Genomic DNA, 19704 nt, shown 5'->3' with positions numbered 1-19704 from the left:
ACGCAAGTGGCCGCCCGGAGTGGTGGTGAAGCTATTGCTCGGGAGTGAGAGGCAAGGGAATGAAGTCCTGTACATTCCTTGATATAATGTCTTCAGCAAATTTGCGAACAGAGGTTGTCATGAGTAACAGCAAAAAAGTGCAGGTGGGTTATGCTAAGCCGTCCCGTACGGACATTGCGCGTTCCGTGGCGACATCAACGGCGGTTGAAACAGGTCAACCCTCAGCCAGAGTTGAAGCTTCTTTAGAAGAAGCGCGTAAAAAATTTGCTCATTTACGCCTTGCCTAATACCTTCTTAGTGCTTGACTGACCCAGTGTTTCATCGGTTCGTAGTTCATGTTCATACCTGAGTGAATCGCTGAGATATATTGGGCTCTGTTTTGTTCCCAGCTTTGATAATCCAACGGTTTATGCCCGCCCTGAACCGCCATCACATCGGCCAACAGCCGTGACAAACGGCCATTCCCTTCTCTGAAGGGATGTATGAGTATCAGTTCAACATGGATTATTGCAATCGCTTCTATCAGCTGTTCTTCGCTCATGGCTGAGCAAGGTGTGTAACGAGCCAGGTATTCCACCTCGAAATCGTCCAGTAGTTTGGGCAATCGCGTCGAAGGGGCAAACATAAAGCCCCCTTTGCTGATATTGACAGTTCTTGCTTGTCCAGCCCATGCATAGATATTGCCTAACCAGCGGCGATGCCAGCCCTTGATCATCTCGACGGTGATTTTCCCTAACGGAAAATGCTGTTCGAAAACGGAATGGTAGAGCTGTTCCAGCAATACCAATTCGGCATCGTCGAGTTCATTGCTATCGGCAATACCCAGCTTGTTGGCTAGAACTTGCTCGCCGGATTCTTTCTCATATTGGCCTTCGCTGCTGGAAACATGGTATCGGCTCATGCTTACGCTCGGTAAATGAGGCGGGAGATAAGGCAAGTATAATCAGCGATACGCGGCGGAACAATTTAATTAAAATCAGGTTGTTAAGTTAGGATTAATCATAAGTATGATTAATGGCATCGAAGTAAATAGTTTCAATTTATTGGATGTTAACGATACAACGCGAGTGGCCGCCCGCTGAGGCGGCGTAGAGGTTATTGCGCGGCGGTGAGAGGCAAGGGCAGTTGATAGATGCGGAAGCTGTCGGGCACTTCGGTTTCATGGCCGGGCAGCAGGCGGTGGCGGATGCGCGACTCGCTGACGAAGGCGCAGCCTTGTGGGGTGATAGTCAGGTTGACCGGCGACTCCATGCCTTCGCGCAAAACCTCAATCCGATGCATGCCGGTCGCTTTTGGCAACGCGATCCGCAGGATCCGCCCTTGGCCGCTCTGGATCCCGTTCTCCAGCACGATCAATGCGCCGTCCGGCGCCAATCCCATTCCGTCCGGGTTTTCAATCAGGCGCGGCAGCTGCATTTCCGTCAGCTGCGGCTTTGGATCGTGATAGCTGAGAGTGTAAAGCTTACCGGTGCCGAAATTGGCGACAGCCATCAGCCGATCGTCGAGCAGCACGATCCCGGCGGCGCCCAGCCCGCTCGGAGCCGCCAACCGCGCATCCTGAAACAGCGTACTGAATGCCGCTTCGCCCGGCCGCAGGCGCAGGATGCCGCCGCCTCGGGTTTCTGTCACGTACACCGTACCGTCTGCGCCGAGCACGATATCGTTGCCCATTTCCCCCGTCGGCAGCGCCAGGCTGCGGTTGAGCGTGCCATCGGCGACGTTCAGCGCATAGATGCGGTTGGCGCGCGATTTGCCGCCGGAAAGGAAGTCCGGCGAATTGCCCCACAGCAACCCGCGCCGTTCGTCCAGCCGCAGCGCGTTTGAGGCGAACACCGTGTCAGCGCCAGGGAAAAAGGTTTCCCACGCTTTACCCGGCCGCTTGCGCAGCACGTTGCCGCTGGTGATCAGGCCGACATACAGCGTGCCGTCCGCCGCGCGGGCGATGCCGTTGGGATAAAGCGCGCCGGGCGGCAGCGTCATGCTGCTTTCGGCGCAGTGGGTATTGGCGGCGGCCTGCGCCGGAGTGGTCAGGGGGAGTGCGGCGGCGAGGGTGAACAACGCTGCTCGCGCGGTAAGCGCATATGACATGTCTTCTCTCCTGGAATGACGGAAAAGGGGCTACCAGCGATCGGGGCGGGCAGCGTGCGCCATCGGCGCCTCCAGCGCGGCCACGTCTTGCGGCGATAAGCTGAGATTAAGCGCCGCTAGCGCATCCTGCAGATGGTGCGGCTTGGACATGCCCACCAGCGGTGACGCCACGCCGGGTTTGGCCAGCAGCCAGGCCAGCGCGATCTGCGCCGGTGGAACGCCGCGCGTGGCCGCCACCTCCGCTACCGCTGCGACGGTGCGTTCTACTTCGTTTCTGCCGCCGTACCAACGGGGCGCCTGTTCGTCGGTGGCGGCGCGCAGCGTGCCGGCGTTGCCGGAACCGGCCAGCACGCCGCGGGCCAGCGGCGACCAGGGCGTCAGGCTGAGCCCCTCCTCCAGACACAGGGGGATCAGCTCCTCTTCATCTTCACGCGTCACCAGGTTGTATTGGCCTTGCAGCGAAATAAACGGCGCCAGGCGGTGCTGACGCTGAAAGGCCAGCATTTTCATCAGGCGCCAGGCGTGCAGCGAGGAGGCGCCGAGATAGCGGATCTTGCCCGCCCGTACCAGGCCGTCGAGGGTGTCGGCGGTTTCTTCGATCGGCGTTTCGGTGTCGAAGCGGTGCAGCACAAACAGATCGAGGTAATCCGTCCCCAACCGCTGCAAAGAGGCGTCGACGCTGTGCAGCAGGTGCTTGCGCGACAGCCCTCGGCTGTTCGGCTGCGCGTCCATCGGAAAGTAGGCCTTGGTGGCGATCACCACGTCTTCGCGGCGTGCGAACGCCTTCAGGGCGCGGCCGAGAATGCGCTCGCTTTCTCCGCCGGAGTAAATGTTGGCGGTATCGAAAAAATTGATGCCCGCTTCCAGCGCTTCGCGGATAAAGGGGCGCGCTTCATCTTCCTTCAGCACCCAGGGGCGCCAGGCCGGATCGCCATAGGTCATGCAGCCCAGGCAGAGACGAGACACTTTCAGGCCGCTGTCGCCAAGCCGAACGTAGTTCATGGCATCGTCTCCTCAGCGCATGCCGGCGATGGTGTAACCGCCGTCCACCAGCAGGCTTTGGCCGGTGATGAAGCGGGCCTCGTCCGTCGCCAACCACAGCGCCACATCGCCGATGTCTTCCGATTCGCCCAGGCGGCCGGCGGGCGTATGGGCGATAAAGGGCGCGAACGCCGCGCTGTCGGCTACGCTGCCGCGCGCCATCGGCGTGTCGATGATGCCGGGGTTGATGTTGTTGACGCGGATGCCCTGGCCGCTGTATTCGAGCGCCACCGCGCGGATCATCGCATCGAGCGCCCCTTTGCTGGCGGAGTAGCTGGATGAGCCGGCCAGCGCGCCGTGGGTCAGCCAGGAGGAGGTGTTGATGATCACGCCGCCCGACCGCTGAGCCAGGAAGGTTTCAATCTCGTATTTCATCGCCAGCCAGACGCCTCTGAGGTTAATGGCAATCACCCGGTCAAAATCCTCGCTGCTCTGTTCGGTGATGGGGGCGAAGTTGCCGATGATGCCGGCGTTGTTGAAAGCGACGTCGAGCCGGCCGTAGTGGGCGGTCACCGCGGCGAGTAGCCGGCGGATATCGTCTTCTTGGGAGACGTCGGTCACGATGGGCAGGGCATCGCCGCCAGCCAGCGCGATATCGCGCGCCGTGGCTTCGATCTCCGCCGCGCGCCGGCCGGCCAGCGCCACGTTGGCGCCTTCGCGGGCATAGGCCAGCGCGGCGGCGCGGCCGATGCCGGTGCCGCCGCCGCTCACCAGTACGACTTTGCCCGCCAGACGGCGCGGCGTTTCATGGGTTGGAGCTGTAGCATTAATCATCGCATCGATACCTGGTAATGGGTTCGATCGCAATGCTATGTTGTTAGATGACGGATAACTATCCGCTAAAAATTCATCTCACTATTAGATAATTTATATCAATAGCATGAAGAAACCCGAACTGTCCGGCCTGGCGGCCTTCGTGGCTATCGCCAGTGAACGCAGCTTCCGCCGCGCCGCCGCCCGATTGGGCGTGACGCCGCCGACGCTGACCCACACCCTGCGCGAACTTGAAGCGCAGGTGGGCATTCGCCTGCTGAACCGCACCACCCGTAACGTCTCGCCGACGGAGGCCGGAGAGCATCTGCTGGCGCAGCTGGTGCCGGCTTTTACCGACATCGACGCCGCGCTGGAGAGCCTGAATGCGTTTCGCGAAGGGCCACGCGGCCTGGTGCGTATCAACGCGCCGCGTTCGGCGATCGATCTCGCCATCGTGCCGCATCTGGGACGGCTGGCCAGCGAATACCCCGGCATTACGCTGGAAGTGGTGGCGGACGAGGGGTTCGCCAACATCGTCGAGCAAGGCTTTGACGCTGGCATCCGGCTCGGCGAGGATCTGCACAACGATATGCGCGCGGTGCGCCTGACGCCGGATCTGCGTTTTGCCATCGTCGCCACGCCGGATTACTTTCAACGGCACGGTGAACCGACGCACCCGCAGGATTTACTGCAGCATCGCTGCATCGGTTGGCGCAAAGCTTCTTCAGGCGAGCGCTACAAATGGGCCTTTCAGCAGGGGGAGCAGCGGTTTTCCGTGGCGGTCAACAGCCCGTTGATACTCGATGACGGCAGGATGATGGTGCAGGCGGCGCTGGCGAACGTCGGCATCGCTTTTGCCATCGAGCAGGAGGCAGAGGAATACCTGGCGAGCGGGCGGCTGCGGCGGGTGCTGGCCGATTGGTGCGCGCCGTTTCCCGGTTTTTACCTCTATTACCCCAACCGCAGAAACCATTCCGTGGCGCTGGCCACGGTGATTGAGTTGCTGCGTCTGCCCACGTAATCCTCTTCGCCTGCCATCGCGTTCGGATGGCAGCAGGCGAATCAAGCTTGAACTATTTTTATTCCCTCGCCGTTTGTTCAGACGTAAATAAACCCTTAAATTCTCAGCGAGTTTATAACTTGCTGTTTATAATTGTTATTTGATTATTTATTACGAATATTCTGAGTTTTTATCGGTTATTTGAGAGCCCGGTCACACTATTTTTTTGTGCGAAATGTGAAGAGGGTCAATCCATCAGGTCAATGAGAGACGGTTCTGTCTCCTTCTGGCTTACCGATCCTTTTTTCATGCTCCGTATACTGTCTGTAACCAGGGCAACGTGACGGAAATTTTCATAAGGAATATGCGTGAAGCAATCGTGATTGCATCTGGCATACAAATAACACCGGGTTTTTTTGATTATCTGAGGTGCTTGGTATGGAAAAGAAAAAAATCTATCTGTTTTGTTCTGCCGGTATGTCCACTTCCCTGTTGGTATCAAAAATGAAGGCGCAGGCCGAAAAATATGAAGTACCGGTGATCATCGCCGCCTATCCGGAAGCGCTGGCCGCGGAGAAGGGGGTTGAAGCGGATCTGATCCTGCTGGGGCCGCAGATCGCCTACACCCTGCCGGAAGTGCAGAAACAGTTGCCCAATAAACCTGTTGAAGTCATCGATCCGCTGCTGTACGGCAAGGTCGATGGGCTGGGCGTGCTGAAGGCCGCGGTGGCCGCCATCAAGAAAGCCAACCAATAACAGGAGGCCGCCGTGAATACCCTCATTGCCTCGCTCGAGAAGGTTATCCTGCCTTTCGCCGTAAAAATCGGTAAGCAGCCCCACGTCAACGCCATCAAAAACGGCTTTATCCGCCTGATGCCGCTGACCTTGACCGGGGCGATGTTCGTGTTGATCAACAACGTGTTCCTGAGCTTTGGCGAGGGATCGTTCTTCTATTCGCTGGGCGTGCGATTGGACGCCTCCACCATCGAGACGCTCAATAGCCTGAAGAGTATTGGCGGCAGCGTTTACAACGGTACGTTGGGGATCATGTCCCTGATGACGCCGTTCTTTATCAGCATGGCGCTGGCCGAAGAGCGCAAGGTCGATCCCCTGGCCTCGGCGTTGCTGGCGGTGGCGGCCTTCATGACCGTCACGCCGTTCAACGTCGGCGAGGCCTATGCGGTGGGCGCCAATTGGCTGGGCGGCGCCAACATCATTTCCGGTATGGTGATCGGGCTGGCGGTGGCTGAGATGTTTGCCTTCATCGTGCGGCGCAACTGGGTGATCAGCCTGCCGGACAGCGTGCCGGCTTCGGTGTCGCGCTCCTTCTCGGCGCTGATCCCCGGCTTCATCATCCTCTCCATCATGGGGCTGGTGGCGTTCGCGCTGGCGCACTGGGGCACCAACTTCCACCAGATCATCATGGACGGCATTTCGGCGCCGCTGGCCAAGATGGGCAGCGTAGTGGGCTGGGTATACGTGCTTTTCTCTTCGCTGCTGTGGTTCTTTGGGGTACACGGTTCCATGGCGCTGGCGGCGCTGGACAGCGGCATCATGACGCCTTTCGCGCTGGAAAACGTGGAGCTGTACAATAAATACGGTTCGGTCGAGGCGGCGGTGGCCGCCGGCAAAGAGTTCCACATGTGGGCGAAACCGTTCGTCGACTCTTATATTTACCTCGGCGGCACCGGTTCGACGCTGGGCCTGATCATCGCCATCTTCATCGCCTCGCGCCGCGAAGATTACCGCCAGGTCGCCAAACTGGCGACGCCATCCGGCATTTTCCAGATCAACGAACCTATCCTGTTCGGTTTGCCGGTGATCATGAACCCGGTGATGTTTATTCCGTTCATCCTGGTGCAGCCGGTGCTGACCCTCATCACCTCGCTGGCTTACTACTCCGGGCTGATCCCGCCGATCACTAACTTCGCGCCCTGGACCATGCCGGTCGGCCTGGGAGCGTTCTTCAACACCAACGGCAGCATCATGGCCCTGTTGCTGAGCTTGTTCAACCTGGCGGTCGCCACCGTGATTTATCTGCCGTTCGTGGCGATTTCCAACAAGGCGCAAAGCCAGATCGATGCGGCGACGGAAAGCGAAGAAGACATCGCCAAGGCGCTGAAATTCTAACTGTGGAACGGGGCGGCGCGGTCGCCCCGCGAGGGACGCAAATATGGAATATCAATTTGCCGACGGGTTTTGGTGGGGCAGCGCCACCTCCGCGCCGCAGTCTGAAGGGGCGGCCGCGCGCGATGGCAAGAGCCGCAACATCTTCGACTATTGGTACGAGATCGCGCCCGAGCGCTTTCACGATCGGGTGGGGCCGACCGAGGCCTCGACCTTTTATGACCATTTCCGCACCGATATCGGGCTGCTCAAAACGCTGGGCCACAATACCTTCAGAACCTCGATCTCGTGGTCACGGCTGATCCCGGACGGGGACGGCGAGGTGAACCCGCAGGCGGCGGCATTCTACAACGCGATGATCGACGAGCTGTTGGCGCAGGGCATCACCCCGTTTATCAATCTCTACCACTTCGATATGCCGCTGTGCATGCAGCAGCGCGGCGGCTGGGAAAGCCGGGCGGTGATCGACGCCTATGCGCGTTACGCCGACATCTGCTTCGGCCTGTTTGGCGATCGGGTTACCCACTGGTTCACCTTCAACGAGCCGATCGTGCCGGTAGAGGCCGGTTACCTGAATGACTTGCATTACCCTTGCGTGGTGGACTTCAAACGGGCGGTCACCGTGGCGTATCACAGCGTGCTGGCGCACGCCATGGCGGTGCAACGTTTCAGAGCGCGGGGGCTGCCGGGGAGCATCGGCATCATTTTGAACCTGAGCCCAACCTATCCGCGCTCCGACGCGCCGGAGGATCTGCAGGCCGCACACGACGCCGATCTGTTGCTCAATCGCAGCTTTCTCGACCCGGTCGCCAAAGGGCGTTATCCGGCGGCGTTGCTGCATCTGTTGGCGCAGCATGGGCTGATGCCTTACTGCGAACCGCAGGACGCGCAACTGCTCGAAGGCGGCGTGGTGGATATCCTCGGCGTCAACTACTACCAGCCGCGAAGGGTGCAGGCGAAAGCGGGGCGCCGCGCCGGGGAGCCGATCGCGCTGCCGGAGGACTTGTTCAGTTACTATGCAATGCCGGGCCGCAAAATCAATCCGCATCGCGGCTGGGAGATCTATGAGAAGGGGTTGTACGACATTCTGATGGATCTAAAAGAGAACTACGGCAATCTGCCTTGTTATATTTCCGAAAACGGCATGGGCGTTGAGGGCGAAGAGGCGTTTATCGGCGCCGATGGGCGGGTGGAGGACGATTACCGCATCGAGTTTATTCGCGATCACCTGAAGTGGCTGCACCGCGCGCTGGCGGAAGGCTCGCAGTGCAAGGGCTATCATCTGTGGACCTTTATCGACTGCTGGTCCTGGCTGAACGCCTACAAGAATCGTTATGGGCTGGTGCGGCTGGATCGGGCGGAGCAGCGGCGCACCATCAAAAAAAGCGGCTACTGGTTTGCCGAGGCGGCCAGACGCAACGGATTTGACTAACGGGAGGCCGGGGCCGTGTCCGATAACCGAATTTCGCTGAGTGCGAACGACGTGAAGCTGATTCGCGAGCAGGATTTCTTTAACTGCAAAGACTTTCACCTGTTTATCTATAACAAGGTGGAAAGCGCCACCGGGCTGCATCAGCACGACTATTACGAATTCACCATCGTGCTGAGCGGCAAATGCTATCAGGAGATCAACGGCAAGCGGGTGCTGCTGGAACGCGGGGATTTCGTCTTTATCCCTATCGGCTCCTACCACCAGAGCTTTTACGAGTTCGGCGCGACGAAAATCTTCAACGTGGCGGTCAGCAAAGCGTTCTTTGAAGAGCACTATTTGCAGCAACTGCCGCGCTGCTTTGTCGCCTCGCAGGCCTACAGCCTGAGAAGCGAGTTTTTGGCCTATATCGAATCGGTGGTGAGTTCGCCGCAGTTTCGCGAGGACGATTTCGCCGAATTTCTCGAAACGCTGACCTTCTACGTGATCAGCCGTATTCGTCACTATAAAGAAGACACCGACGGCGGCGATGATATCCCGCAGTGGCTGAAGAACACCCTCGCCGGCATGCATGACAAGGCGATGTTCGGCGAGCGGGCGTTGGCGAACATGGTGGCGCTGTCGGGGAAAACTCAGGAGTACCTGACCCGGGCGATGCGGCGCTACTACCAGAAGACGCCGATGCAGGTGATCAATGAGATCCGCATCAACTTCGCCAAGACGCAGCTGGAGGTCACCAACTATTCGGTCTCCGACATCGCCTTTGATTCCGGCTATGGCGATGTCAGCCTGTTCATTAAAAACTTCAAGCGGCTCACCGACGTGACCCCGGGCAACTACCGAAAAAAGTGTTACGGCCCTCTTTAGGGCCGCTCCCGATCAGTATCAACGTCGATATGCCGATGAGCTTCAGGGCGCCGGTCGGTTAATCATTTGATTTTTATCTTAGCGAAGGGGAATGCCGCACCGGTCGGTCGGCCCTCCCTTGCCAAAAATTCATCCCGCGGGAGCCACTATGGAAAAACTACTGATCGTGAATGCCGACGATTTCGGTCTGAGCAAAGGACAGAACTATGGCGTTATCGAGGCGTATCAGCATGGCGTCGTTTCCTCCACCACGGCAATGGTGAACGGCGGCGGCGCGGAGCATGCTGCAGCGCTCAGCCGGCAATATCCCGGATTGCCGATCGGGCTGCACTTCGTTTTGACCCATGGCAGGCCGCTGGGCGCCATGCCTTCGCTGGTCAACGAGCGCGGCGAATTGGGCAAATGGCTGTGGCGCCGCGCCGAGGCCGGCGAGCTGCAGTTGGACGAGATTCAGGAAGAGCTGCAGCGCCAGTTCGCGCGGTTCGTGACGCTGTTCGGCAGGCCGCCGACGCACATTGACAGCCACCACCATGTGCATATGCAGCCGCAGATTTACCCGCTGGTGGAGGCGTTCGCGCTGGCGCATGAGCTGCCGCTGCGCATCGATCGCGAAGAGGCGAAACGGCGCGACATTGCGTTGCAGACTCCCTGCAGCACCGACGCGTTTGACGCGGGATTCTACGGTGAAATGATTTCCGAGGCCTTGTTCTTGCAGCGGTTGGCGCGCGCCGACGAGCAGGGCGCCGAGTCATTGGAAATGATGTGCCACCCGGCCTTCCTCGACGCGACGATCCTGCAGAGCCAATACTGCCATCCGCGCCTCGCCGAGCTGGATGTGTTGACCGCGCCGACGCTGAAAGCGGCGATCGCCGAACGCGGTTTTCTGCTGGGCTCTTTCCGGGATCTGTAACGCAGTCATTTACAGCATGGCGTGCGCCTTTTTCAGACCGGTGTCTTCTTCCGGATCCGCCCCCTGAGCTGAGGGTTCCGCTTCCTGTTCTTCGGGCTGCGGCTCCTCGACATCGGGCGCCGCTTCCGGCGGCGGCATGGTGTCGTGAATGATCTGCTCATCGAAGGTTGGATTGAGCGCCGGTGACAGCGGCGAGCTGGCGAGGCTGTCCGGCAGCGCAATATGCGGCACCGGCGCGTCCTGCGCCAGCTGCGGTTCCTCTGCTTTGGCCGTCCGGCTCAGGGCTGCCAGCAGCACGCCGCACAGGGCAAAGAAGGCGTACAGAATATTGCCGCCAAGCGGCTCGATCAGCGCGCCGACCGCCAACGGCCCGATGCTGGCACCGACGCCGAACGCCATCAGCAGACAGGCGGCCAGCGAGACGCGGCGCTCCGGCTCGATCAGATCGTTGGCCAGCGCCACCGCCAGCGGGTAGAGCGTAAACTGCAGCATGCTGACGACGAATCCTACCGCCAGCAGCAGCGGAAAATCGATGTGCGGCAGCAGCGCCAGCGGCAGCGCCGCCACGATCAGCAGAATGGCGTTGAGGCGCATCAGCAAGGGGCGGTTATAGCGATCCGACAGCCAACTGAGCGGGAATTGCGCCACCAGCCCGGCGAAGATGGAGAGCGCCATGAACAGGCCGGTTTGCTGAGTGGTTAAGGACTGCAGGCTGGCGTAGACCGGCGCCAGCCCGTAAAACGAGCCCACGACCATGCCGATCACCAGCGTGGTGGCCAGCACCTTGGGAATGGCGCCGACAAAATAACGCAGTTCCATCGGCGCCGGCGACATGTGGCGCGCATTGGTGCGGGTAGTCAGAGCGATCGGCACCAGACAGAGCGCGAAGCACAGCGCGATCACCAGCAGCGTGGCGATGCCCAGATTGCTTTGCAGCATCAGCACGATCTGGCCCAGCGACATGCCGAGATAGGTCGCCGCCATATAGAAGCCGAACACCATGCCGCGCTGGTTGGATTCCGCCTGGTCGTTCAACCAGCTCTCCAGCACCATGTACTGACACATCATGCATAGGCCGATCACCAGGCGCAGCGCGACCCAGGCGGGAATGAACTCCGTCAGGCCGTGGCCCAGCACCGCGGCGGTGATGATGCCGGCGCAGGCCACGTAGGCGCGGATATGCCCGACGCGGGCGATGAGAAAGTGGCCGACCTTGCCGCCGATCACCAGCCCGATGTAGTTGGCGGCGATGATGGCGCCGATCAGCGCGCTGCTGACGTGAATGGAGGTCAGCCGCAGCGAGACGTAGGTAGTGAGCAGGCCTGAGCCCAACAGCAGCAGCAGGGTGGTGGTGTACAACGGCAAAAATACGCCCAACGTTTTTTTCACTCTATCATCCTAATCTCTTCTGGTGCGCCCTGAGGCCGCCGCCGCAGCATGCCGCCTCCGTGATGTTCCTTGTGCTGGTGCGCCGCCGCTCGATGGGGCGCTTCTTTTGATACTAGCAGCTTGGCCGGGCGCTTAAAACCGCACCTCCTGCGAGGCGCTGCGCATTTCTGCGCGCCAGCCGCCGCGCCGCCTTGATAAATGTTACTATCGGGCGCATATACCTGAATTCGCGAGGGAGGGGTTATGAGTCAAAACCAACTGCGCCGGCTCAGCGTGCTGGCAGGGGAAAAACTGAAGGCGCAGGGCCGCTGGATCACCTGCGCGGAATCCTGCACCGGCGGCGGCATCGCCAAGGCCATTACCGATGTCGCGGGCAGCTCCGCCTATTTTGATCGCGGATTCGTGACCTACAGCAATGCGGCGAAGCATGACCTGCTGGGGGTGAGCGAAGCGACGTTGGCGGCGCATGGCGCGGTCAGCGAAGAGGTGGTGCGCGAGATGGCCATAGGGGCGCTGCGGGCGGCGCAGGCCGATCTGGCGCTGTCGGTGAGCGGCATCGCCGGCCCGGACGGCGGCAGCGCGGAAAAGCCGGTCGGCACCGTGTGGTTCGGCTTCGCCAGCAGCGATGGCCGGGGGCTGTCGCGCAAGATGCAATTCGAGGGCGACCGCGATGCGGTACGGCTGCAGGCGACGATTTTCGCGCTGCAAACCGCCATCGACGAATTTTTGTAAATTAGGCTTGATACTGTATGACCATACAGTATAATTAGTGACATTTCCTGCACAACATACATTCAGTGGCAGTGTGGGGTAACACCGGCATTGCGAAACGAAGGAGCAAAAATGGCTATTGATGAGAACAAGCAAAAGGCGTTAGCTGCGGCACTGGGCCAGATTGAGAAACAGTTCGGCAAAGGCTCCATCATGCGCCTGGGTGAAGACCGCTCCATGGACGTGGAAACCATCTCCACCGGCTCACTGTCACTCGATATCGCTCTGGGCGCCGGCGGCCTGCCGATGGGCCGCATCGTCGAAATCTACGGCCCGGAATCGTCCGGTAAAACCACCCTGACGCTGCAGGTGATCGCCGCCGCGCAGCGCGAAGGCAAAACCTGTGCGTTCATCGATGCCGAGCACGCGCTGGATCCTATCTATGCGAAGAAGCTGGGCGTCGATATCGACAACCTGCTGTGCTCCCAGCCGGACACCGGCGAGCAGGCTCTGGAAATCTGTGATGCGCTGACCCGTTCCGGCGCGGTTGACGTCATCATCGTCGATTCCGTGGCGGCGTTGACGCCGAAGGCGGAAATCGAAGGTGAAATCGGCGATTCGCACATGGGGTTGGCGGCGCGCATGATGAGCCAGGCGATGCGTAAGCTGGCCGGCAACCTGAAAAATGCCAATACCCTGCTGATCTTCATCAACCAGATCCGTATGAAAATTGGTGTGATGTTCGGCAACCCGGAAACCACTACCGGTGGTAACGCTCTGAAGTTCTATGCTTCGGTGCGTCTGGATATCCGTCGTATCGGCGCCATCAAAGAGGGCGACGAAGTGGTGGGCAGCGAAACCCGCGTGAAAGTGGTGAAAAACAAAATCGCTGCGCCGTTCAAACAGGCTGAGTTCCAAATCATGTACGGCGAAGGCATCAACAGCCGTGGCGAGCTGGTCGATCTGGGCGTGAAGCACAAGATGATCGAAAAAGCCGGCGCCTGGTACAGCTATAACGGCGAGAAGATCGGTCAGGGCAAGGCGAACGCCTGTAACTTCCTGAAAGAAAACCCGGCTATCGCCGCCGAGCTGGATAAGAAACTGCGCGACCTGCTGCTGCACAGCGGCGGTGAGCTGGTGGCTGCCTCCGGTGACGACTTCGAAGATGACGAAGCGGAAACCAGCGAGCAGTTTTAATCGCTGAAGATGTGCGCCGCCGTTTATGTGGTGCACATCCCCTGAATTCAGGCTTGAATGATGAATGACTTGCTAAGCCGCGCCATGCGCCTGCTGTCGCAACGCGATCATAGTGAAGCTGAACTGCGCCGCAAACTTGCGGCGCAGCCGTTTGTGGCGAAAGCCCGGTTTGGCGGCAAGGGGCCGCATGCGCCGACATCGTCGCCGCCGGTAGCCGAAGAGCCGGTAGATCCCGCGCTGATCGATCAGGTTATCGTCTACTGTTACCAGCACAACTGGCTGGACGATAAGCGTTTCGCCCACAGCTACATCGGCAGCCGCAGCCGCAAAGGTTATGGCGCGCAGCGCATCCGCAGCGAACTGATGCAAAAAGGCGTGGATAAAGCGCTGGTGCAGGACGCGTTGGCGGAATGCGATATCGACTGGTGCGAACAGGCGAAACAGGTGGCGCAGCGAAAATTTGGCGATGCGTTGCCAACCGACTGGAAAGAGAAAGCCAAAGTGCAGCGTTATCTGCTCTATCGCGGCTTCTTCCAAGAAGAAATTCAGTCAATTTACCGTGATTTTGCGCAATGAGCGCACACGGGGTTTTACTTCCCTCTGAAGAAAATTTATCTTATCCCCACTTTTTGTTCGTGAGCTGGTTGTCATCGTCGGGATGACGCGCCACCGGCTCACGTGTCGTTATTCTAGCCTTTCCAGGAAAATTATGAGCAAGAGCACCGCTGAGATCCGTCAAGCGTTTCTCGATTTCTTTCATAGTAAGGGTCATCAGGTTGTAGCAAGCAGCTCCCTGGTGCCTAACAATGATCCGACATTGCTGTTTACCAATGCCGGCATGAACCAATTTAAGGATGTTTTCCTGGGGCTCGACAAACGCGCCTATTCCCGCGCCACCACCTCGCAGCGCTGCGTGCGCGCAGGCGGCAAGCATAACGACCTGGAAAACGTCGGTTATACCGCTCGTCACCACACCTTCTTTGAAATGCTGGGCAACTTCAGCTTCGGCGATTACTTCAAGCACGATGCTATCAGCTACGCGTGGGAACTGCTGACCGGTGAAAACTGGTTCAACCTGCCGAAAGAGAGACTGTGGGTCACCGTGTATGAAACCGATGACGAAGCATTCGACATCTGGCAGAAGCAAATCGGCGTACCGGCCGAGCGCATTATCCGCATCGGCGATAACAAGGGCGCGCCTTTCGCTTCAGATAACTTCTGGCAGATGGGTGATACCGGCCCATGCGGCCCGTGCACCGAGATTTTCTACGATCACGGCGATCACATCTGGGGCGGCCCTCCGGGCAGCCCGGAAGAAGACGGCGACCGCTACATCGAGATCTGGAACATCGTTTTCATGCAGTTCAACCGTCAGTCCGACGGCACCATGCTGCCGCTGCCGAAGCCTTCGGTGGATACCGGTATGGGTCTGGAGCGTATCGCGGCGGTGTTGCAGCATGTGAACTCCAACTATGAGATCGATCTGTTCCGCACCCTGATCGCCGCCGTGGCGAAAGTGACCGGCGCGACCGATCTGGATAACAAATCCCTGCGCGTTATCGCCGACCACATTCGTTCCTGCGCCTTCCTGGTGTCGGACGGTGTGATCCCGTCTAACGAAAACCGCGGCTACGTGCTGCGCCGCATCATTCGTCGCGCGATCCGTCATGGCAACATGCTGGGCGCGAAAGACACCTTCTTCTACAAGCTGGTGGCGCCGCTGATCGAAGTGATGGGCCCGGCGGCCGACGAGCTGAAACGCCAGCAATCGCTGGTGGAGCAGGTGCTGAAAACCGAAGAAGAACAGTTTGCCCGCACGCTGGAGCGTGGCCTGGCGCTGTTGGACGAAGAGCTGGCCAAGCTGCAGGGCGATACCCTGGACGGCGAGACCGCTTTTCGTCTGTACGACACCTACGGCTTCCCGGTGGATCTGACCGCAGACGTCTGCCGCGAGCGCGGTCTGAAAGTCGACGAAGCGGGCTTTGAAGAAGCGATGGAAGCGCAGCGCCGCCGCGCGCGCGAATCCAGCGGTTTCGGCGCCGACTACAACAGCCTGATCCGTGTGGACGGCAGCAGCCAGTTCAGCGGCTATGATCATGACGAGCAGCAGGCGACGGTGATCGCGCTGTTCCGTGACGGCCAGCCGGTCGAGCAGATCAACGCCGGCGAAGAGGCGGTGGTGGTGCTGGACGAGACGCCGTTCTACGGTGAATCCGGCGGCCAGGTCGGCGATAAAGGCGTGCTGAAAGCCGCCGGCGCCGAGTTTGTGGTCAACGACACCCAGAAATACGGTCAGGCTATCGGCCATCAAGGCAAGCTGGCGCAAGGTTCGCTGAAGCTGAACGATCGCGTGGACGCGCAGATCGACACTGAGCGCCGCAACAGCATCCGTCTGAACCACTCCGCGACCCACCTGCTACACGCCGCGCTGCGCCAAACGTTGGGCGAGCACGTTGCGCAGAAAGGCTCTCTGGTTAACGACAAATACCTGCGCTTCGACTTCTCGCATTTTGAAGCGATGAAGCCGGAACAAATTCGTGCGGTGGAAGATCTGGTTAACCAGCAGGTGCGTCGTAACCTGCCGGTGCAGACCGAGCTGATGGCGTTGGAAGACGCGAAAGAGAAGGGCGCAATGGCGCTGTTCGGTGAGAAGTACGACGACAACGTGCGCGTGCTGACCATGGGCGACTTCTCCACCGAGCTGTGCGGCGGCACCCACGCCAGCCGCACCGGCGATATCGGCCTGTTCCGCATTCTGAGCGAATCGGGCACCGCGGCGGGCATCCGCCGTATTGAAGCGGTGACCGGCGCTGGCGCTATCGCTACGCTGCATCAGCAAAGCGATTTGTTGCAAGACGTTGCTCAATTGGTGAAGGGCGACAGCAACAACCTGACCGATAAAGTGCGCTCGGTGCTCGATCGCACGCGCGTGCTGGAAAAAGAACTGCAGCAACTGAAAGATCAGCAGGCGGCGCAGGAAAGCGCGTCGCTGTCCAGCCAGGCGAAAGTGGTTAACGGCGTGAAGCTGTTGGTCAGCCAGTTGGACAATGTCGAAGCCAAAATGCTGCGCACCATGGTGGATGACCTGAAAAATCAATTGGGTTCGGCCATTATCGTGTTGGCGACGACGGCTGATGACAAAGTCAGCCTGGTCGCAGGCGTGACCAAGGATCTGACTGACCGCGTGAAAGCCGGCGAGTTGATCGGCAACGTGGCGCAGCAGGTCGGCGGCAAGGGCGGTGGTCGCCCTGATATGGCGATGGCGGGGGGGACGGATATCAACGCCCTGCCAGCGGCGTTAAACAGCGTAGAAGCCTGGGTGGCCTCAAAGCTGTGAACATAAATAAATAGCACGGACAAACGCCATAATACTTTGTTGATTATGGCGTTTTCATACTGTGCTAACACAATTTAGTTACAATTGCGGGAACAAAGTTTTTCTGGTCGGCTAAACTTACCATTATCTGAGGTGGGACCAAGTCTGCTTACACTTATTGTGGATTGCGCGGCTTACGTTTTCACCACATATGATGGATAATGACGGGGAAACTGAGAGACCCGACTCTTTTAATCTTTCAAGGAGCAAAGAATGTTAATTCTGACTCGTCGAGTTGGTGAAACCCTCATGATTGGCGATGAGGTTACGGTCACTGTGCTAGGGGTAAAAGGCAACCAGGTGCGTATTGGTGTGAACGCCCCCAAAGAGGTTTCAGTTCACCGTGAAGAAATCTATCAGCGCATTCAGGCCGAGAAGTCTCAGCAGACGACTTACTGATTCCGAAGCAGCGTCTCGTTGCCAGACGAGACGCTACTGCATCGTTTTACCCACTTCTTTCGTTCTCCCCTCTCTTTTTCGTGATTATTTTCCCGGTTAGTTTCCTGCTTTATTGCTGCAGACGTTGCGGTTGCCTGTTGATAAAACGCCCTTTTTGCCGTGAAATCGCCCATGTTGGGTGCGAATTGTGCAAACGCGCATGAGTTGGGAAAAATTGTTTGACTTAAAAGTCGGAGAAAGTAATATGTGCGCCACGCAGTGCCGATGAGCTTCTCCAAAGCAAGTTAGGCACAATTCGAAAGAAGCGTATGGTGAGGTGGCCGAGAGGCTGAAGGCGCTCCCCTGCTAAGGGAGTATGCGGTCAAAAGCTGCATCCGGGGTTCGAATCCCCGCCTCACCGCCATTTGCATCCGTAGCTCAGCTGGATAGAGTACTCGGCTACGAACCGAGCGGTCGGAGGTTCGAATCCTCCCGGATGCACCATATTTTGCAGTATGGTGGGGTAGTAACAACGTACCATACGGTATCAAAAAAGAATTCCTGTGCATCCGTAGCTCAGCTGGATAGAGTACTCGGCTACGAACCGAGCGGTCGGAGGTTCGAATCCTCCCGGATGCACCATTCTTAATCTCACTCGTCGCGAAGAGCAATCTCCAAGCGGGTGGAAGAAAAGAAAGTGTTACCAGGGAGGATAACGTTGCTTAAGCAACGGCCCGCAGGGTGAGGCGCTAGCGCCGAATCATCCTCCCGGATGCACCATTCTTCAAGTCTGGCTTTATTAGCAAAGCCGGCACGCGGTAAAAATAGTAATGCATCCGTAGCTCAGCTGGATAGAGTACTCGGCTACGAACCGAGCGGTCGGAGGTTCGAATCCTCCCGGATGCACCATCTAAGAGAAGCCCGCCTTAGCGGGTTTTTGCTTTTCTGTTATTCGTGAAACAGGCAAGCGGCAAAAACAGTCATGCATCCGTAGCTCAGCTGGATAGAGTACTCGGCTACGAACCGAGCGGTCGGAGGTTCGAATCCTCCCGGATGCACCATGTTTAACCTCCCGTATCGCGAAGAGAAATCGTCATGCGGGTGGTAAAAAGAAAGTGTCCTTGGGGAGGATAACGTTGCTTTAGCAACGGCCCGCAGGGTGAGGCGTTGGCGCCGAATCATCCTCCCGGATGCACCATCTAAGAGAAACCCGCTTTGGCGGGTTTTTCGCTTTTCAGCATTTAGCCATTCTCTCTTCACCCCTTTCCTTCTTTGCATCCGATCGATCACAGCACATTCCGCTATGACGCAGTCAGCGACAACCCAACGGCTTTACGCTAAAGTAGTTTTCTTTCCTCAACGATCATGGAGTAACGATGTACGACCGCTACCAGGGTCTTATTTTCGACATGGACGGCACGATTCTGGACACTGAGCCAACGCACCGTAAAGCGTGGCGCGAAGTGCTGTCCCGTTATGGCATGACGTTTGATGAAGCGGCCATGGTGGCGCTGAGCGGTTCACCGACCTGGCGCATCGCTCAGGCGATTATCGCCAGCCATCAGGCCGATCTCGATCCCCATCACCTGGCGGCGGAGAAAACGCGCGCGGTGGAAGCGATGCTGCTGGATAGCGTGCGTCCATTGCCATTGATCGAGGTGGTGAAGTCCTATCACGGCCGCCGTCCGATGGCGGTCGGCACCGGCAGCGAGCACCGCATGGCGGAAATGCTGCTGCGTCATCTCGGCCTGTTCAACTGCTTCGACGCGATCGTCGGTGCGGACGACGTGCAGCGCCATAAACCGGAGCCGGATACCTTCCTGCGCTGTGCCGAACTGATCGGCGTGCCGCCGGAAAAATGCGTGGTGTTTGAAGACGCCGAGTTTGGCATTCAGGCGGCGAAAAATGCCGGCATGGCTGTGGTAGACGTTCGTACGCTGTGAGTAGTACGCTAGCCGTAATATCGTTATTTGGCAGCAGCTTCCTCAGTGCGACGCTGCTGCCGGGAAATTCAGAAATCGTTCTGGTCGCCTTGCTGACCCAGAGTCGCGTCTCGCCGGAGTTGCTGGTGCTGGCCGCGACCCTGGGCAACACTCTTGGCGGGTTGACCAATGTCATTATCGGGCGCCTGTTACCGGCGTTGAAACCACAGCGGGGGCTGGCAACGGCGCTCGGGTGGCTGCAACGCTTTGGCCCGGCTGCGCTGTTGCTCAGCTGGGTGCCGGTGGTGGGCGATTTGTTGTGCGTGTTGGCAGGTTGGCTGCGCATGCCCTGGGGCTCTGTCGCGCTGTTTCTGTGTATCGGAAAGGCGCTGCGTTACATCGTTTTGGCTATGATAACGGTACAGGGCATCGCCTGGTGGCAGTAACCAAGTGAATATAACTCAATATTCTCTCGGATGCGGATTCAGTATGCTTACGAGTTATTGTTTTTAGAAG

At 58.6% G+C, this 19704-nt stretch carries 20 protein-coding genes and 5 tRNA genes; 19 read left to right on the top strand and 6 right to left on the bottom strand.

The window, feature by feature from the left end; all coding sequences use genetic code 11:
- Nucleotides 1-119: 119 nt before the first annotated feature.
- A complete protein-coding gene (locus ACJ8M3_RS14150) occupies nt 120-287 on the top strand; it encodes a hypothetical protein (protein WP_162882342.1) in 168 nt (55 codons plus the stop codon).
- Here the strand turns inward: ACJ8M3_RS14150 and ACJ8M3_RS14145 are convergent.
- From ACJ8M3_RS14145 to ACJ8M3_RS14130, 4 genes are all read right to left on the bottom strand, one after another.
- Nucleotides 284-901 (bottom strand): Fic/DOC family protein, encoded by a 618-nt coding sequence (locus ACJ8M3_RS14145; protein ID WP_089191196.1) that lies wholly within the window; start codon nt 899-901, stop codon nt 284-286. The two genes, ACJ8M3_RS14150 and ACJ8M3_RS14145, sit on opposite strands and share 4 nt — an antisense overlap.
- 194 nt (nt 902-1095) lie before the next feature.
- Nucleotides 1096-2088: a Vgb family protein gene (locus ACJ8M3_RS14140; protein WP_230079616.1), complete on the bottom strand. Its 993-nt coding sequence runs from the start codon at nt 2086-2088 to the stop codon at nt 1096-1098.
- Nucleotides 2089-2118: 30 nt separating this feature from the next.
- Nucleotides 2119-3090 carry an aldo/keto reductase gene (locus tag ACJ8M3_RS14135; protein ID WP_033641894.1) on the bottom strand — a complete coding sequence of 324 codons (972 nt, stop codon included), beginning with the start codon at nt 3088-3090 and terminating at the stop codon, nt 2119-2121.
- 12 nt (nt 3091-3102) lie between these two features.
- Nucleotides 3103-3903 carry an SDR family NAD(P)-dependent oxidoreductase gene (locus ACJ8M3_RS14130; RefSeq protein ID WP_049866646.1) on the bottom strand — a complete coding sequence of 267 codons (801 nt, stop codon included), beginning with the start codon at nt 3901-3903 and terminating at the stop codon, nt 3103-3105.
- 106 nt (nt 3904-4009) lie between these two features.
- Between ACJ8M3_RS14130 and ACJ8M3_RS14125 the strand changes: the two genes are divergently transcribed.
- The 6 genes from ACJ8M3_RS14125 to chbG all read left to right on the top strand — a co-directional run bounded on the left by ACJ8M3_RS14125 (nt 4010) and on the right by chbG (nt 10215).
- A complete protein-coding gene (locus ACJ8M3_RS14125) occupies nt 4010-4903 on the top strand; it encodes a LysR family transcriptional regulator (RefSeq protein WP_033641897.1) in 894 nt (297 codons plus the stop codon).
- 417 nt (nt 4904-5320) lie between these two features.
- The gene (locus ACJ8M3_RS14120; RefSeq protein WP_004932561.1) at nt 5321-5638 is read left to right on the top strand and encodes a PTS sugar transporter subunit IIB; all 318 of its coding nucleotides are present in this window, start codon (nt 5321-5323) and stop codon (nt 5636-5638) included.
- A gap of 12 nt (nt 5639-5650) precedes the next feature.
- Nucleotides 5651-7012 (top strand): PTS N,N'-diacetylchitobiose transporter subunit IIC, encoded by a 1362-nt coding sequence (gene chbC / locus ACJ8M3_RS14115; protein WP_089196594.1) that lies wholly within the window; start codon nt 5651-5653, stop codon nt 7010-7012.
- Between the two features lie 43 nt (nt 7013-7055).
- Nucleotides 7056-8441, top strand: a complete 1386-nt coding sequence (locus ACJ8M3_RS14110; RefSeq protein ID WP_089196595.1) for a glycoside hydrolase family 1 protein — start codon at nt 7056-7058, stop codon at nt 8439-8441.
- Between the two features lie 15 nt (nt 8442-8456).
- The gene (gene chbR, locus ACJ8M3_RS14105) at nt 8457-9305 is read left to right on the top strand and encodes a transcriptional regulator ChbR (protein WP_004932550.1); all 849 of its coding nucleotides are present in this window, start codon (nt 8457-8459) and stop codon (nt 9303-9305) included.
- Nucleotides 9306-9453: 148 nt separating this feature from the next.
- Nucleotides 9454-10215, top strand: a complete 762-nt coding sequence (chbG, locus tag ACJ8M3_RS14100; RefSeq protein WP_122004201.1) for a chitin disaccharide deacetylase — start codon at nt 9454-9456, stop codon at nt 10213-10215.
- 9 nt (nt 10216-10224) lie between these two features.
- Here the strand turns inward: chbG and ACJ8M3_RS14095 are convergent, their stop codons facing one another.
- Nucleotides 10225-11604 (bottom strand): MFS transporter, encoded by a 1380-nt coding sequence (locus ACJ8M3_RS14095; protein ID WP_033641904.1) that lies wholly within the window; start codon nt 11602-11604, stop codon nt 10225-10227.
- A 243-nt stretch (nt 11605-11847) separates the two neighbouring features.
- Here ACJ8M3_RS14095 and pncC point away from each other — a divergent pair, with 243 nt between their 5' ends.
- The 3 genes from pncC to recX all read left to right on the top strand — a co-directional run bounded on the left by pncC (nt 11848) and on the right by recX (nt 14088).
- The gene (gene pncC / locus ACJ8M3_RS14090) at nt 11848-12336 is read left to right on the top strand and encodes a nicotinamide-nucleotide amidase (RefSeq protein WP_033641905.1); all 489 of its coding nucleotides are present in this window, start codon (nt 11848-11850) and stop codon (nt 12334-12336) included.
- Between the two features lie 111 nt (nt 12337-12447).
- On the top strand, nt 12448-13512 hold the full coding sequence (gene recA / locus ACJ8M3_RS14085; RefSeq protein WP_004932541.1) for a recombinase RecA: 1065 nt from the start codon (nt 12448-12450) through the stop codon (nt 13510-13512).
- Between the two features lie 60 nt (nt 13513-13572).
- On the top strand, nt 13573-14088 hold the full coding sequence (gene recX / locus ACJ8M3_RS14080) for a recombination regulator RecX (protein ID WP_033641906.1): 516 nt from the start codon (nt 13573-13575) through the stop codon (nt 14086-14088).
- 40 nt (nt 14089-14128) lie between these two features.
- Here the strand turns inward: recX and ACJ8M3_RS14075 are convergent, their stop codons facing one another.
- Entirely contained in the window at nt 14129-14272 is a 144-nt protein-coding gene (locus ACJ8M3_RS14075; RefSeq protein ID WP_162180460.1) for a hypothetical protein, read from the bottom strand.
- Between ACJ8M3_RS14075 and alaS the strand changes: the two genes are divergently transcribed.
- From alaS to ACJ8M3_RS14030, 9 genes are all read left to right on the top strand, one after another.
- Nucleotides 14222-16849: an alanine--tRNA ligase gene (alaS, locus tag ACJ8M3_RS14070; protein ID WP_033641907.1), complete on the top strand. Its 2628-nt coding sequence runs from the start codon at nt 14222-14224 to the stop codon at nt 16847-16849. The two genes, ACJ8M3_RS14075 and alaS, sit on opposite strands and share 51 nt — an antisense overlap.
- 252 nt (nt 16850-17101) lie before the next feature.
- Entirely contained in the window at nt 17102-17287 is a 186-nt protein-coding gene (csrA, locus tag ACJ8M3_RS14065; protein ID WP_004091602.1) for a carbon storage regulator CsrA, read from the top strand.
- 310 nt (nt 17288-17597) lie between these two features.
- Nucleotides 17598-17690 (top strand) — tRNA-Ser (locus tag ACJ8M3_RS14060).
- Between the two features lie 3 nt (nt 17691-17693).
- A tRNA-Arg gene (locus ACJ8M3_RS14055) sits at nt 17694-17770 on the top strand.
- A gap of 61 nt (nt 17771-17831) precedes the next feature.
- Nucleotides 17832-17908 (top strand) — tRNA-Arg (locus ACJ8M3_RS14050).
- A 190-nt stretch (nt 17909-18098) separates the two neighbouring features.
- Nucleotides 18099-18175 (top strand) — tRNA-Arg (locus ACJ8M3_RS14045).
- Between the two features lie 75 nt (nt 18176-18250).
- Nucleotides 18251-18327 (top strand) — tRNA-Arg (locus ACJ8M3_RS14040).
- A gap of 315 nt (nt 18328-18642) precedes the next feature.
- Nucleotides 18643-19209 (top strand): fructose-1-phosphate/6-phosphogluconate phosphatase, encoded by a 567-nt coding sequence (yqaB, locus tag ACJ8M3_RS14035; RefSeq protein ID WP_033641908.1) that lies wholly within the window; start codon nt 18643-18645, stop codon nt 19207-19209.
- The gene (locus ACJ8M3_RS14030) at nt 19206-19634 is read left to right on the top strand and encodes a YqaA family protein (protein ID WP_004932520.1); all 429 of its coding nucleotides are present in this window, start codon (nt 19206-19208) and stop codon (nt 19632-19634) included. The genes yqaB and ACJ8M3_RS14030 overlap by 4 nt, the downstream gene beginning before the upstream one ends.
- Nucleotides 19635-19704: the final 70 nt, after the last annotated feature.

This window comes from Serratia sp. CY55921 (assembly GCF_052167655.1).
Classification (GTDB): Bacteria; Pseudomonadota; Gammaproteobacteria; order Enterobacterales; family Enterobacteriaceae; genus Serratia; species Serratia ureilytica.
This window is presented reverse-complemented; position numbering and strand designations above follow the sequence as displayed.